Genomic DNA, 13,211 nt, shown 5'->3' with positions numbered 1-13,211 from the left:
GGGGTTGCGGCTTGTGCGCTGCCGGGCGCGGGGCCATATAGGGGCAACGGAAAAGGAGTGCCGCGATGCAGACGCGATCCAAGTTCTTTGATGACATGTCGCAGCTGATGACCAACGCGATGGGCGTGGCGCAGGGCGCCAAGGCCGAGGCCGAGACGGCGATGAAGGGTCTTGTGGACCGCTGGCTGGCCGACCGCGATTTCGTGACGCGCGAGGAATTCGACGCCGTCCGCGCCATGGCCGTGAAGGCCCGCGAAGAGAACGCGGCGCTGGAGGCACGGCTGGCCGTGCTGGAGGCAAAGCTGGCCGAGGACGCGCCGAAGGCCGCGAAGAAGAAGGCCGATTGAGGCCTACGCCTTGTTTGCTGGGATGCGGGCGGCCTGCGGGCCGCCCTTTTGCTTTGCGGCGCTGTTCCGGGATCGGGCGACCTGCGGGGGAGCGGGGCTTTCCCCATGCGCAGCACCGGACGGTGACGTGACGGACCCCGACTTTCCGCCGTCGCAGGCCAAGGGGGAGATTCCGTTTTGTGGATCGTTTGTCCACAGAAGATTTGCCCAGAAATCGCTTTACACACTTCCGCTCGTGCTTCACCATATCTAGTAAGGGCAGCACAGGCGAACGCAGTCTTTGGCAAATCGCCCAGCCGCTTGTAGGGGCTATCCCTTCAGGGGCATCATCATGAGGCCGGGTCATGTCGCTTGCGGAAGATTTTCTCACCACCGACGATCTTCATCCGATCGACATCGTGGAAACCCTGGCCGAGCATCATGACTGGGAATTCGACCGCGTCACCGATGACCAGATCGCCATGGCGGTGGAAGGCCAGTGGCGGACCTATAGCCTGACATTGGCCTGGTCGGCGCAGGATGAAACGCTGCGCCTGATCTGCACCTTCGAGATGGAACCCCCGCAGGGCCGGATGGGCGCGCTGTTCGATGTGCTGAACCGCTGCAACGATCTGGTCTGGACCGGGGCCTTCACCTTCTGGGAGGAACAGAAGCTGATGGTCTGGCGGCACGGGCTGCTGCTGTCGGGCGGGCAATATGCGACGGCGGATCAGATCGACCGGCTGATCGGCGCGGCGGTGCAGGCGGCGGAGCGGTTCTATCCGGCCTTCCAGCTTGTCTCCTGGGGGGATCGGACCCCGGCGGATGCCATGAAGGTCGCCATTGCCGAGGCTTACGGGCGCGCCTAACCTGCCCGCCGGAATGCAGGCGGGGGGCGCGATGGCGTTGGAACGGGTGGCCCAAGGCGGGCTGGTTCTTCTGGGATGCGGAAAGATGGGGACGGCCCTGCTGACGGGCTGGCTCAAGGCAGGCGTGCCTGCGGGATCGGTCTGGGTGATCGAACCCAACCCGTCGGAGTGGTTGCAGGCCTCGGGCGTGCATCTGAATGCGGGCGTCCCGTCGGCCCCTTCCGTGGCCCTGCTGGCGGTGAAGCCGCAGATGATGGGCGCGGCGCTGCCCGCCTTGCAGGCGCTGGGCAATGGGACGACGCTCTTCATCTCCATCGCGGCGGGCACCACGATCGCAGCTTTCGAGGCGGCTTTGGGCGACAGAACGCCGATCGTACGCACCATGCCCAACACGCCCGCCATGGTGAACCGGGGCATCACCGCGCTGTGCCGCAACGATCATGTCTCCGATGCCGACATGGCGCTGGCCACCGCCCTGATGGCCGCCGTGGGCGAGACGGTGATCCTTGACGGCGAACACCAGATCGACGCGGTGACGGCCGTCTCCGGCTCCGGCCCCGCCTATGTCTTTCACCTGATCGAGGCCTTGGCGGCGGCGGGGCAGGCCGAGGGGCTGTCGCCCGAGGTGGCCATGCAACTGGCCCGTGCCACGGTCTGCGGGGCGGGGGAGCTGGCGCATCGGTCAGAGGAAAGTGCCGCGCAACTGCGGATCAACGTCACCTCGCCGGGTGGCACGACGGCGGCGGCGCTGGCCGTGCTGATGCCCGAACTGCCGGGGCTGATGGCGCGGGCGGTGAAGGCGGCGGCGGATCGCGGGCGGGAGCTGGGCAAATGACGATCACCTATGATGATTTCCAGAAGGTCGATATCCGCGTGGGCCGGATCACCCGCGCCGAGCCCTTCCCCGAGGCGCGCAAGCCCGCGATCAAGCTTTGGGTCGATTTCGGGCCGGAGATTGGCGAGAAACGCTCTTCCGCACAGATCACCCGGCACTATACCCCAGAGGGGCTGGTCGGCCGTCTGGTGATGGGGGTGGTGAATTTCCCGCCCCGCCAGATCGGCAAGGTCATGTCCGAGGTGCTGGTGCTGGGCGTTCCGGATGCCGAAGGGGAAGTTGTCCTTCTGCATCCGGATCAGGATGTGCCGCTGGGGGGGAGGATGTTCTGATGAAACTGCTGATCACGCGCCGGATGCCGGCGCGGGTGCTGGCCGCCGCCAAGGCGCGCTTCGACGTCACCTCGCGCGAGGAAGAGGCGCGGGTGCTGACGGCAGAGGAATTGCGCGCCGCGCTGCGCGATTATGATGTGGTGATGCCCACGCTGGGCGACCGCTTCTCGGCCGAGGTCTTTGCCGATGTGCCGGGTCCGCGCTGCAAGCTGCTTGCGAATTTCGGGGTGGGCTACAACCATATCGACGTGGAGGCGGCCAAGGCCGCAGGCGTTGCGGTCAGCAACACCCCCGGTGCCGTGACGGATGCCACGGCGGATATCGCGCTGTCGCTGATCCTGATGACGGCGCGGCGGCTGGGCGAGGGGGAGCGTATTCTGCGCGCAGGCCAATGGGTCGGCTGGGGGCCGACGCAGATGCTGGGCACCCATGTCAGCGGCAAATCGGTGGGGATCATCGGCATGGGGCGCATCGGCAAGGCCATCGCGCGGCGCTGCCATTACGGCTTTGGCATGGAGGTGGTGTTCCACAACCGTTCGGCGGTGGAAGATGTCGGCCTGCCCGCGCGGCAGGTCGGCATGGCCGAGGCGATGGCGCAGGATTTCGTCGTGGTCGCCGTGCCGGGGGGCAAGGCCACCCATCATCTTATCAACGCGGCGGCCTTCGCCGCGATGAAGCCCACGGGCATCTTCGTCAACATCGCCCGTGGCGATGTGGTGGACGAGGCGGCGCTGATCGCCACCCTGGCCGAGGGGCGCATCGCGGGGGCGGGCCTCGACGTCTATGAATTCGAACCCAAGGTTCCGGCGGAGCTGATGGCGATGGAGAATGTGACGCTCTTGCCCCATCTGGGCACGGCGGCGCTGGAGGTGCGCGAGAATATGGGGATGATGGCGGTCGAGAACCTGATCGCCCATCTGGAGGGGCGCGACCTTCCCAACCGGGTGGACTGATGCCGGGGGACGATTTCTGTACGCAGAAATCGCATCGGAAAATGCGCGCATTTTCCGGCGCGGAGTTTGCGTCCAAATTCCGCAGACGAAGAGGATGGCCGTGATCCTGTCGCGCGGGCGGGGCTACCTGTTCCTCCATATCCCCAAGACCGGGGGCACGGCGCTGACGCTGGCGCTGGAGGCGCGGGCGATGAAGGATGATATCCTGATCGGCGACACGCCCAAGGCGCGGGCGCGGCGGGGGCGGCTGAAGGACCTGCCGGCCAGGGGGCGGCTGTGGAAACATTCCACCCTCGCCGATCTGGACGGTCTGCTGACGGGAGAGGAGATCGACCGCCTCTTCCTTCTGACCCTGATCCGCAACCCGTGGGACCGGATGGTCAGCTATTACCACTGGCTGCGCGCCCAGACCTTCGACAATCCTGCCGTGACGCTGGCTAGGACGGTGGATTTCCCGGCCTTCCTTGCCCATCCCCAGACAGCGGCCGCCTTCACCGCCTGGCCCTATCCGGCCTATCTGCGCGATGCCACGGGTCAGGAACGGCCCGCGCTCTATGCCCGGCTCGAACGGCTGGAAGAAGACCTCGCCCCCTTCGAGGCGCATCTGGGCTTTCGCCTCACGCCCCTGCCGCGCGCCAATGACAGCGCGCGGGGGCGGGACTGGCGTCCCTATTATTCCGATGCCGATGCGGCGCGGCTGGCCGCGCTTTGCGCGCCCGACATCGCCCGCTTCGGCTATCGTTTCGATCCGGATTGAGGGCAATGGACGGAAAAACCGGTCGGCAAGGGTGAATCGTCCCCGATCTGGACACAATCATCCCGGAATTGCCCGTCTTCTGCCTTTTGCGCGACAAATCCTCTGGGCAGCCTGTCTTCATCGACCCTTGAATGAAGGCATATCCCGTGCAGTCATCGGTGATCTCAGGTCAACCGGCAGCCCCGGCCATTCTGGTGGACGGGCTGCCGGCCTCACTGCGCCTTTCCACGCCGGATGGCTGGCTCGAAGCGGGGGAACTGGAACCGGGCGACCCGGTCCTGACCTTTGAACAGGGCGAGGTGGCGGTGCGAGCCGTCCATCGCTCGGCCCAGGCGGCCTGGGTGCCGCCCGCCTTCTGGCCCGTTGTCCTGCCGCCCGGCGCGATGCTGAACGACCATCCCGTCGAACTCCTGCCCGCGCAGATGGTGCTGCTGGAAAGCGAACTGGCCGAGGCAGAATATGGCGAACCCTTCGTGATGGTTCCGGCGCTGGCGCTCCTGGGCTGGAACGGCATCCGGCGCTGCGCCCCGCGCGATGTGGAACTCGTGCATCTGCAATTCGATGCGCCGCAGGTGGTCTTTGCCGGGGGGTGCCTCTTCCTCGGCTGCGGCGGCATTGGCCGGACGGCGGCCAATCTCTTCCGCTGCGACGGGCTTGTCACCCTCAGGCTGGCCGAGGCCCGCCGTCTGGTGGCGGACCTGGTGGCCGAAGGCAACCGGGCGGCGCGCATCGCCGCCCGTCACGGATCGGCCTATGCCGCCTTTGCGCCCGCGGCGCGCGCGTAGAAGCCTTCTCCTTTCGCCGCCATCTCGCGCAGCAAAGCGGGCGCGGTGAAGCGCGGCCCTTGCGTGGCGGTCAGGTGATCGCAGATCTCCACCGCCCGCGCCGCCCCGATGATGTCGAGCCAGGAGAAGGGCCCGCCCGACCAGGGCGCAAAGCCCCAGCCGAGGATCGCGCCCACATCGCCTTCGCGGATATCGGTCAGCACGCCATCCTCCAGCGCCCGCACCGCCTCCAGCACCTGCGCCATCAGCAGGCGATGCTGCACTGTCGTCAGGTCGGGCTGCGTGTCGGCCACCGGATATTGCGCGGCCAGACCTTCCCACAGCCCTTCGCGCTTGCCGGCTGCGTCATAGGCGTAGAAGCCGGCATTGGCCTTCTTGCCCAGGCGCCCATGATCCGCCATCCAGAACAGCACCGCATCCACCGCGCCATCGGGATAGGCTTCGCCCATCGCGGCGCGGGTCGCCTTGGCGATCTTCACCCCCAGGTCGATGGAGGTTTCGTCTACCAGTTGCAGCGGGCCGAGCGGCATCCCCACCAGCTTGGCCGCATTTTCCACCAGCGCCGGTTCCACCCCTTCGGCCACCATGCGGATGCCTTCGTTGATATAGGGGATGATGCAGCGATTGGCGTAGAAGAAGCGCGCATCGTTCACCACGATGGGGGTCTTCCTGATCTGGCGCACATAGTCGAGTGCCTTGGCCACCGCCACATCGCCCGTCTCTTTCCCCCGGATGATCTCCACGAGGTTCATCTTGTCCACGGGGCTGAAGAAATGGATGCCGATGAAATTGGCCGGGCGCTTGGACGCCTTGGCAAGGCCCGAGATCGGCAGGGTGGAGGTGTTGGTGGCGAAGATGCACTCCGCCCCCACCGCCGCCTCGACCTTCGCGGTCACCTCGGCCTTTACCTTCGGGTCTTCGAACACGGCTTCCACGATCAGGTCGCAGCCCGCCAGCGCGGCGTAATTGGTCGTGGCGTGGATGCGGGCCAGCACTTCGGCCTTCTTTTCCGCCGTGACCTTGCCGCGCTTCATGCCCTTGTCCAGAAGGTCTGCCGAATGGGCCTTGCCGCGATCCGCCACCTCTTGCGCGGCGTCGATCAGCACCACCTCGATGCCCGCATTGGCGCTGACATAGGCGATGCCCGCCCCCATCATGCCCGCGCCGATCACGCCGACCTTGCGCACGGTCTGATCCGCCACCTTGGGCCGGTTCGCCCCTTTTTCCAGCGCCTCCTTGTTGATGAAGAGGGACCGGATCATCGCAGAGGACGACGGGTTCATCAGGACCGACGTGAACCACCGCGCCTCGATCTTCAGCGCGGTGTCGAAGGGGACGAGCGCGCCCTCATAGGCGGCGGAGAGCAGCGCCTTGGCCGCCGGATAGACGCCCATCGTCTTGCCAAGGATCATGGCCGATGCGCCGACATAGGTCATGAAGCCCGCCGGATGATAGGGCGCGCCGCCCGGCATCTTGTAGCCCTTGTCATCCCAGGGCTTCACCAGATCGGCCTCCTTGGCCGACAGCACCCAGTCCTTGGCGCGGGTCAGAAGGTCTTCGGGGGCCACCACCTCATCCACCAACCCGGCCGCCTTGGCGGATTTCGGGTCGCTCAGCTTGCCTTCCAGCAGGAAGGGCGCCGCCATCATCGCGCCCATCTTGCGCACCAGCCGCGTCGTGCCGCCCGCGCCGGGGAAGATGCCGACCATGATCTCGGGCAGGCCGATCTTGGCCTTCGGATTGTCGGCGGCAATGATCCGGTGGCAGGCGAGCGGCAGTTCATAGCCGATCCCCAGCGCCGTGCCGGGCAGGGCGGCGACGATGGGCTTGCCGCCCTTTTTCGTCTTGGGGTCCATTCCGGCCCGTTCGATCTTGCGCAACACGCCATGCATCTGCATCACGCCGTCAAAGATGGCCTGCGCGCCGCCTGCCCGCATCTGGGCGATCACGTTCAGGTCCATCCCGCCCGCGAAATCCTTCTTTCCGCTGGTCAGGATCACGCCCTTCACGCCCGCATCCGCCAGCGCCTTGTCGATCAGGCTGTCGAGCAGCGCGAAGCCTTCCATCGACATCACATTCATGGACTTCGCCGTGACGTCCCAGGTGATCGTGGCAACGCCGTCGGCGTCCAGGGCATAGGTGAAATCGGTCATTTGCTCTCTCCGTAAGGGGTGCCGTCGCGGTGCAGGTAGCGGCGCGCGGCACCGTCCTTTTCCGTGATCAGGTCATGGTCGGTGTAATGCACGCGGTCACGGTCCAGCCGCGTGCCGATGACGATATAGCGGGCCGGTTCCGTGCCGCGATTGTCCAGCCGGTGGCCCACGGGATGGCCTGCGGGCCAGCAGGCCACATCGCCCACGCGCAGGGGCGTTTCGGTCTCTTCAACCAGCACCACCGCGCCCGACAGCATCAGGATCATCTCATCCTCCGCCTCGTGCCAATGGCGGCGGCCAGAGCGGGAGCCGGGGGGAAGCTCTTCGATGAAACAGCCGAATTGCGTGATCCCGCCCGGATCGGACAGCAAACGAAAGCGATAGGGGCCGGGACCCGGGCCAAGGATGGGATGATGATCCCCCGGCTCCTCCTGCCAGCCCGGCGCAGGGTCGCGCAGCAGCCGCTCGCCCGGCAGGGCCGGATCGAAGTCGCGCCCCCAGACCGGGGGCAGGTTGCGCAGCGCGGGCGGCAGGTCGCCCGCTTCGATCACCTGGCCTGCGGCATCTTCCAGATGCCAGCCGGTAGCCCCGTTCACCTGTCTCTCGCCGATGTCCGGGTAATGGCAGATATCGCCCGCAACGCGGGTGCCCACGATCAGATAGGTGCAGGGCTCTGCCCCGTCATTGACCAGATGATGCGCATCCGGGCAGCCATGCGGCCAGCACAGCGCATCACCGGGACCAACCAACCGTTCGCCGGCACTGTCCTCCAATGTCGTCGTGCCGGAGAGGATAAAGGCCATCTCATCCTCGGCAGAATGCCAGTGCCGATGCGACGACACGGCGCCCGGCATCAGCCGGTCAAGATAGGCACCGAACTGGGTCAGCCCTCCGCCTTCGGACAGGTAGATCAACAGGCCGCCATTCTCGGCCGCCTCCTGCGGTGCTGTGGCCGGATCGACCTTCATGATGGCCTCGGGCATTGGCAGGGCAGGGTGGGGTGATGCGGGGTCACTGTGTCTCCTCCGGCACGTAAGCGCTGCCGTCCTTGCGGGTGAAGGTGGCGACGCCCGCTTCCATCACCACCATCAGGTCCACATCCGAATAGGTCGCCACCTCGCGCGGGGCCTTGGTCCCCACGACAAGGAACTGCGCCGGGGCATCGCTGCGGTTGATGAAATGATGCCCGTCTGCCACGCCCGCCGGAAAGGCCGCGCAATCGCCCGGACGCATCACCTCTTCCCCCGCATCGGTGACCATCACGCATTCGCCCGCCGTCACCATGACGAATTCATCCTCGTGCAGATGCCAGTGCCGCAGCGAGGACAGCGCGCCGGGTTCCAGCGTGACAAGGTTCACCCCGAATTGCGTCAGCCCCCCCGCCTGCCCCAGCCGCAGCGAAGATCGCCCCTCCATCATCGCGGCGTAAGGCGCGGGATAGATCGACCCGGTCTTCACCGGCACGGCGGCAAGGTCCAGTTTCGGCATCACACCCTCTCGATGATCGTGGCGGCGCCCATCCCCGAGGCGATGCAGAGCGTGGCGAGACCCACGCCGTTGCCCGTCCGCTCCAGCTCGTCCAGCAGGGTGCCGATGATGATCGCGCCCGTGGCCCCGAGGGGGTGGCCCATGGCGATGGACCCGCCATTGGGGTTCACCTTTGCCGGGTCCACATCAAAGGCCTGCATGAAGCGCAGGACGACCGATGCGAAGGCCTCGTTCACCTCGAACAGGTCGATGTCGGAAATCGACATGCCGCTGTCTTTCAGGATTTTCTCGGTCACCGGCACCGGCCCGGTCAGCATGATGGTGGGGTCCGTCCCGATCTTCGCCGTCGCCCGGATGCGGGCGCGGGGCGTCAAGCCATGGGCCTTGCCGAACTCGGCATTCCCGATCAGCACCGCCGCCGCCCCGTCCACGATGCCCGAGGAATTGCCGGCATGGTGGATATGCTCGATCCGCTCCAGATGCGGGTATTTCATCAGGGCGATCTTGTCGAAGCCGGGCATCCCTTCGCCCATGTCCTTGAAGGACGGCTTCAAGGCGCCAAGCGCCTGCATATCCGTTCCGGGGCGCATGTATTCGTCGGTGGAAAGGATCGTCAGACCGTTCCGGTCCGTCACCGGCACGATGGAGCGGGCAAAGCGGTTGTCGGCCCAGGCCGCCGCCGCGCGGCGCTGCGATTCCACGGCCAGCGCATCGGCCATGTCGCGGGTGAAACCGTATTCCGTCGCGATGATATCGGCGCTGATCCCTTGCGGGACGAAATAGGTTTTCATCGCAAGGCTCGGGTCCACCGCGATGGCCGCGCCGTCGCTGCCCATCGCCACGCGGCCCATCATCTCCACCCCGCCCGCGATATAGGCGGCACCCGCGCCGCCCTTCACCTGATTGGCGGCAAGGTTCACCGCCTCCATGCCAGAGGCGCAGAAGCGGTTGATGGCAAGGCCGGGGATCGACTGGTCAAGGTCAGACGCCAGCACCGCCGACCGCGCCAGACAGCCGCCCTGTTCGCCCACCTGCGTCACGTTCCCCCAGATCACATCTTCCACCGCATGGCCGGACAGCCCGTTGCGCGCGGCGAGCGCGTTCAGCACGCCCGCCGACAGCGCGACCGAGGTCACCTCGTGCAGCGCGCCGTCGGGGCGGCCCTTGCCGCGCGGGGTGCGGATGGCGTCATAGATAAAGGCATCGGTCATCGTCGTCTCCTTCATGCCCGGTCCGAAGGGTTGCCGGGCATCATGTCATAGGGGTGTTTCCAGCCGGGCAGGGCACTGATGCCCTCCAGCCAGCGGTCGATATGCGGCCAGTCCTTGCGGTCGAAACCGAAGGGTTCGGGGTGATAGAGGTAGGAACAGCAGGACAGATCCGCGATGGTGGGGCCATCGCCCACGATCCAGTCGCGCCCCTCCAGATGGGCCTCCAGCACCCCATAGGCTGCCTTCAGCCGCCCTTGCAGGAAGGGGATCACGCCTTCGGGCCGCTTTTCGGGCGCAAGGAAATTGCCAAGGAAACGGCAGGTGCCGATCTGCGAGGAAAGCTTGTGATTGTCCCAGAAGAGCCAGCGCAGCACATCCCGCCGCTCCGCCGCCGAACGGCCGCCCAGTTGCCCGGTCTTGGAACTGATATAGTCCAGGATCACGCCGGATTGGGTAAGCGTGGTCTCGCCATCCACCAGAACCGGCACCTCGCCCATCGGATTGATCGCCCGAAAGGCCGCCCCTCGCGTCTCGCCATTGAAGAAATCGACATAGACAGGCTCCCATTCCGTGCCTGTCATGGTCAGCGCGAGCGCGCATTTATAGGCGTTCCCGCTTTCGCCGAAACAGTAAAGCTTCATCGCCATTCGTTCCTCCCTGCCCCGGCCCCCGGGGGTTTCACCCCCGGACCCCCAGAGTATTTTCGCCAAGATGAAGCAGCGGTTTCTTCATCTTTGCCTGTCATCCTCCCCTCGCGGTACAGGCTGGAGAGCCGATGACCGCCCAAGGTGAAGCGCCGCATGCCGTCTGACGGAGAACCAAGCCCTGGGCATGGGATGCGGCGTGACCTTGCCTCTTCATCCTGGCCTAAATACTCAAAACTCCCCCCTCGTCCCCCCGCGCTACCGTTTCCGGTCGTCCAGCTCCGAATTGAACAGGCGCAGGCGGTGGGTCAGATTGTCCTTGTCCGTCACGGAGTCGAAATTCTCGAAGAGGAAGGACAGCGCCTCGCCCTCGTCCAGCCCCGCCTCCTGCGCAAAGCGTTTCAGCTTGCGATAGCCGTCCTCCGTCATGGCGACGGGAAAGCGGCGGGTCAGGCGGAAACGTTTCGGCATGGGAACCTCTCTCGCAACGGTCGGGGATGCAGAATTTTCGGAGGAAAATTCTGCGCCCCCGCAGCTTAGAACGCCTCCGCCTTCAGCGCCATCACAGGCTCGGCCCCGCTTTCGATCCGCGCCAGATGCATCGCGCAGGCCGGAAGCTGGCGCGCCATGTAATAGCGGCCCGTGGCGATCTTGGCCTCGTAGAAGTCGCGGTCCGCCGCGCCTGCATCCAGCGCGGCATAGGCGGCCTTGGCCATCTTCGCCCACATCAGGCCAAGGCAGACATGGCCCATCAGATGCATGAAGTCATAGCTGCCCGACAGCGCCGCATTGGGCGATTTCATGCCATTCTGCATGAAATACATCCCCGCCCCCTGCATCGCCTTCGACGCCGCCTTCAGCGGATCGAGGAAACCGGCCTTCAGCCGATCATCCCCTTCATTCTCCTTCAGGAAGGTCTTCACGATCTCGAAGAAGGCCATCACATGCTTGCCGCCATCCGCCGCCAGCTTGCGCGCCACGAGGTCAAGCGCCTGGATTCCATTCGCCCCTTCATAGATCATGGCGATCCTGGCATCGCGGGCGAATTGGGACATGCCCCATTCCTCGATATAGCCATGCCCGCCATAGACCTGCTGCGCCGCCACCGCGACGTCAAAGCCTCGGTCAGTCTGGAACCCCTTGATGACCGGGGTGAGGAGCGAGATCAGCCCCTCGGCCTGCGCATCGCCCGTCCGATGCGCCCGGTCGATCAGCGACGCGCCCCAGAAGGTAAAGGCCCGCGCCCCTTCGACAAAGCTCTTCTGATCCATCAGGTTGCGGCGGATGTCCGGATGCACGATCAGCGGATCGGCCGGCCCCTCGGGGTTCTTCACCCCCGTCACGTCGCGGCCCTGAAGCCGGTCCTTGGCATAGGCCAGCGCGTTCTGATAGGCGGCTTCAGCCACGGCATAACCCTGCACGCCCACGCCGATCCGCGCTTCGTTCATCATGGTGAACATGGCACGCATGCCCTTGTGCAACTCGCCCAAGAGATAGCCGGTCGCGCCGTCATAGTTCATCACGCAGGTCGCATTGCCGTGAATGCCCATCTTCTCTTCGATCTTGCCTACCGACAGCGCATTGCGCTGCCCCAGCGACCCGTCAGGGTTCACAAGGAATTTCGGCACGATGAAAAGGGAGATGCCCTTCGTCCCCTCGCCCCCCCCCGGCGCCTTGGCCAGCACGAGGTGGATGATGTTCTCGGCCATGTCATGTTCGCCTGCCGAGATGAAGATCTTCTGCCCGGTGATGCGATAGCTGCCATCCGCCTGCGGTTCGGCCTTGGTGCGCATCAGGCCCAGATCGGTGCCGCAATGCGGTTCGGTCAGGTTCATCGTGCCGGTCCATTGGCAGGACACCATCCGGGGCAGGAAGGTCGCCTTCTGCTCCGCCGTGCCATGGGCATGGATCGCGGAATAGGCACCGTGCGTCAGGCCCTGATACATGTTCAGCGCCATGTTCGCCGCGACGAAGATCTCGCCCACCGCCGTTCCCATCAGATAGGGCAGGCCCTGCCCGCCATAATCGGGATCGCAATCCAGCGCGGTCCAGCCGCCTTCCTTCAACTGCTCGAAAGCGTCCTTGAACCCGGTCGGCGTGCGCACCACGCCATTCTCCAGCCGACAGCCTTCACGATCCCCCACCGCGTTCAGCGGTGCCAGCACGTCCGAGGCGAGCTTGCCCGCCTCTTCCAGAACGGCGGCGGTAAAGCCTGCATCCAGATCGGCATAGCCCGGAATGTCAGAGGCGGTGACCTTCAGCACGTCATGCAGGACGAACTGCATGTCCTTCACGGGGGCGGTGTAGCTGGGCATCCTCTCTCTCCTTCTTATTCGGCGGCCTTGCGGAACGCGGCGAGAACGCCCGCCCCCCAGTCCATCTGTTCCTTCAACTCGGCAATTGCCTCGTCCAGTTCGGCGCGCTGGCGTTCCATCTGGGCCAGCCGTTCGGCCGCCACCTCATAGGTGCGGCGCAACTGGGCCTCCTGCTGGCGGCCCTCGCGGTCATACATGTCCAGAAGCTGGCGGATATCTTCCAGCGAGAAGCCGAACCGCTTGCCGCGCAGGATCAGCTTCAGCCGCGCCCGGTCACGATAGGTGAAAAGCCGCGCCGTGCCGCGCCGGATCGGCGAGAGCAGTTCCTTCGCCTCGTAGAAGCGCAGGGTGCGCGGGGTCACGTCGAAAGCCTCGCACATCTCGCGGATGGTCAGAAGCTCGTCTCTCTGGGTCTTTTCGGCGGGCGTCATTCTGGGACTCGTCGGATGGGTCATGGGACCCGGAATCTGGTGATCTGGCGACAGCTTACCAGAGAAATTGACGCGAACGTAAACGTAACGTGGCGTCACGATCCCGTGCCTG

15 protein-coding genes are annotated in these 13,211 nt (G+C 65.6%); 7 read left to right on the top strand and 8 right to left on the bottom strand.

The features are described from left to right. The first annotated feature begins 65 nt into the window (after positions 1-65). The 7 genes from C0V75_RS01060 (at position 66) to C0V75_RS01030 (ending at position 4,857) form a co-directional block, all read left to right on the top strand. Positions 66-347: an accessory factor UbiK family protein gene (locus tag C0V75_RS01060; RefSeq protein WP_101919046.1), complete on the top strand. Its 282-nt coding sequence runs from the start codon at positions 66-68 to the stop codon at positions 345-347. A 344-nt stretch (positions 348-691) separates the two neighbouring features. Then, positions 692-1,195 carry a YbjN domain-containing protein gene (locus tag C0V75_RS01055; protein WP_101919045.1) on the top strand — a complete coding sequence of 168 codons (504 nt, stop codon included), beginning with the start codon at positions 692-694 and terminating at the stop codon, positions 1,193-1,195. Between the two features lie 31 nt (positions 1,196-1,226). Continuing rightward, the gene (proC, locus tag C0V75_RS01050; protein ID WP_101919849.1) at positions 1,227-2,030 is read left to right on the top strand and encodes a pyrroline-5-carboxylate reductase; all 804 of its coding nucleotides are present in this window, start codon (positions 1,227-1,229) and stop codon (positions 2,028-2,030) included. Then, positions 2,027-2,362, top strand: coding sequence for a tRNA-binding protein (locus C0V75_RS01045; protein ID WP_101919044.1), 336 nt, complete (start codon positions 2,027-2,029; stop codon positions 2,360-2,362). The genes proC and C0V75_RS01045 overlap by 4 nt, the downstream gene beginning before the upstream one ends. Further along, the gene (locus C0V75_RS01040) at positions 2,362-3,315 is read left to right on the top strand and encodes a D-glycerate dehydrogenase (protein ID WP_101919043.1); all 954 of its coding nucleotides are present in this window, start codon (positions 2,362-2,364) and stop codon (positions 3,313-3,315) included. Before C0V75_RS01045 ends, C0V75_RS01040 begins: the two co-directional genes overlap by 1 nt. Positions 3,316-3,415: 100 nt before the next feature. Then, positions 3,416-4,072: a sulfotransferase family 2 domain-containing protein gene (locus C0V75_RS01035; RefSeq protein ID WP_101919848.1), complete on the top strand. Its 657-nt coding sequence runs from the start codon at positions 3,416-3,418 to the stop codon at positions 4,070-4,072. Positions 4,073-4,203: 131 nt separating this feature from the next. Further along, on the top strand, positions 4,204-4,857 hold the full coding sequence (locus tag C0V75_RS01030) for a Hint domain-containing protein (RefSeq protein ID WP_101919042.1): 654 nt from the start codon (positions 4,204-4,206) through the stop codon (positions 4,855-4,857). Here C0V75_RS01030 and C0V75_RS01025 read toward each other — a convergent pair. From C0V75_RS01025 to C0V75_RS00985, 8 genes are all read right to left on the bottom strand, one after another. Further along, positions 4,824-7,010 (bottom strand): 3-hydroxyacyl-CoA dehydrogenase NAD-binding domain-containing protein, encoded by a 2,187-nt coding sequence (locus C0V75_RS01025; RefSeq protein WP_101919041.1) that lies wholly within the window; start codon positions 7,008-7,010, stop codon positions 4,824-4,826. The genes C0V75_RS01030 and C0V75_RS01025 overlap by 34 nt on opposite strands. Further along, complete coding sequence (locus C0V75_RS22890; RefSeq protein WP_158241754.1) at positions 7,007-7,993, bottom strand: cupin domain-containing protein; 987 nt, start codon at positions 7,991-7,993, stop codon at positions 7,007-7,009. The genes C0V75_RS01025 and C0V75_RS22890 overlap by 4 nt, the downstream gene beginning before the upstream one ends. A gap of 28 nt (positions 7,994-8,021) precedes the next feature. Then, positions 8,022-8,498 (bottom strand): cupin domain-containing protein, encoded by a 477-nt coding sequence (locus tag C0V75_RS01010; protein WP_101919040.1) that lies wholly within the window; start codon positions 8,496-8,498, stop codon positions 8,022-8,024. Then, the gene (locus C0V75_RS01005; RefSeq protein ID WP_101919846.1) at positions 8,498-9,709 is read right to left on the bottom strand and encodes an acetyl-CoA C-acetyltransferase; all 1,212 of its coding nucleotides are present in this window, start codon (positions 9,707-9,709) and stop codon (positions 8,498-8,500) included. The genes C0V75_RS01010 and C0V75_RS01005 overlap by 1 nt, the downstream gene beginning before the upstream one ends. Before the next feature lie 11 nt (positions 9,710-9,720). Beyond that, positions 9,721-10,356, bottom strand: coding sequence for a glutathione S-transferase family protein (locus tag C0V75_RS01000; RefSeq protein WP_101919039.1), 636 nt, complete (start codon positions 10,354-10,356; stop codon positions 9,721-9,723). A 255-nt stretch (positions 10,357-10,611) separates the two neighbouring features. Then, the gene (locus tag C0V75_RS00995) at positions 10,612-10,824 is read right to left on the bottom strand and encodes a hypothetical protein (protein WP_101919038.1); all 213 of its coding nucleotides are present in this window, start codon (positions 10,822-10,824) and stop codon (positions 10,612-10,614) included. Positions 10,825-10,889: 65 nt separating this feature from the next. Beyond that, complete coding sequence (locus C0V75_RS00990; RefSeq protein ID WP_101919037.1) at positions 10,890-12,668, bottom strand: acyl-CoA dehydrogenase C-terminal domain-containing protein; 1,779 nt, start codon at positions 12,666-12,668, stop codon at positions 10,890-10,892. A 14-nt stretch (positions 12,669-12,682) separates the two neighbouring features. Continuing rightward, the gene (locus C0V75_RS00985; protein ID WP_254216341.1) at positions 12,683-13,099 is read right to left on the bottom strand and encodes a MerR family DNA-binding transcriptional regulator; all 417 of its coding nucleotides are present in this window, start codon (positions 13,097-13,099) and stop codon (positions 12,683-12,685) included. Between the last annotated feature and the right edge of the window lie 112 nt (positions 13,100-13,211).

The sequence above is a fragment of the Tabrizicola sp. TH137 genome, from assembly GCF_002855575.1.
Classification (GTDB): Bacteria; Pseudomonadota; Alphaproteobacteria; order Rhodobacterales; family Rhodobacteraceae; genus Paragemmobacter.
The sequence above is the reverse complement of the archived record's forward strand: the minus strand, read 5'-3'. Positions and strand labels throughout refer to the sequence as shown.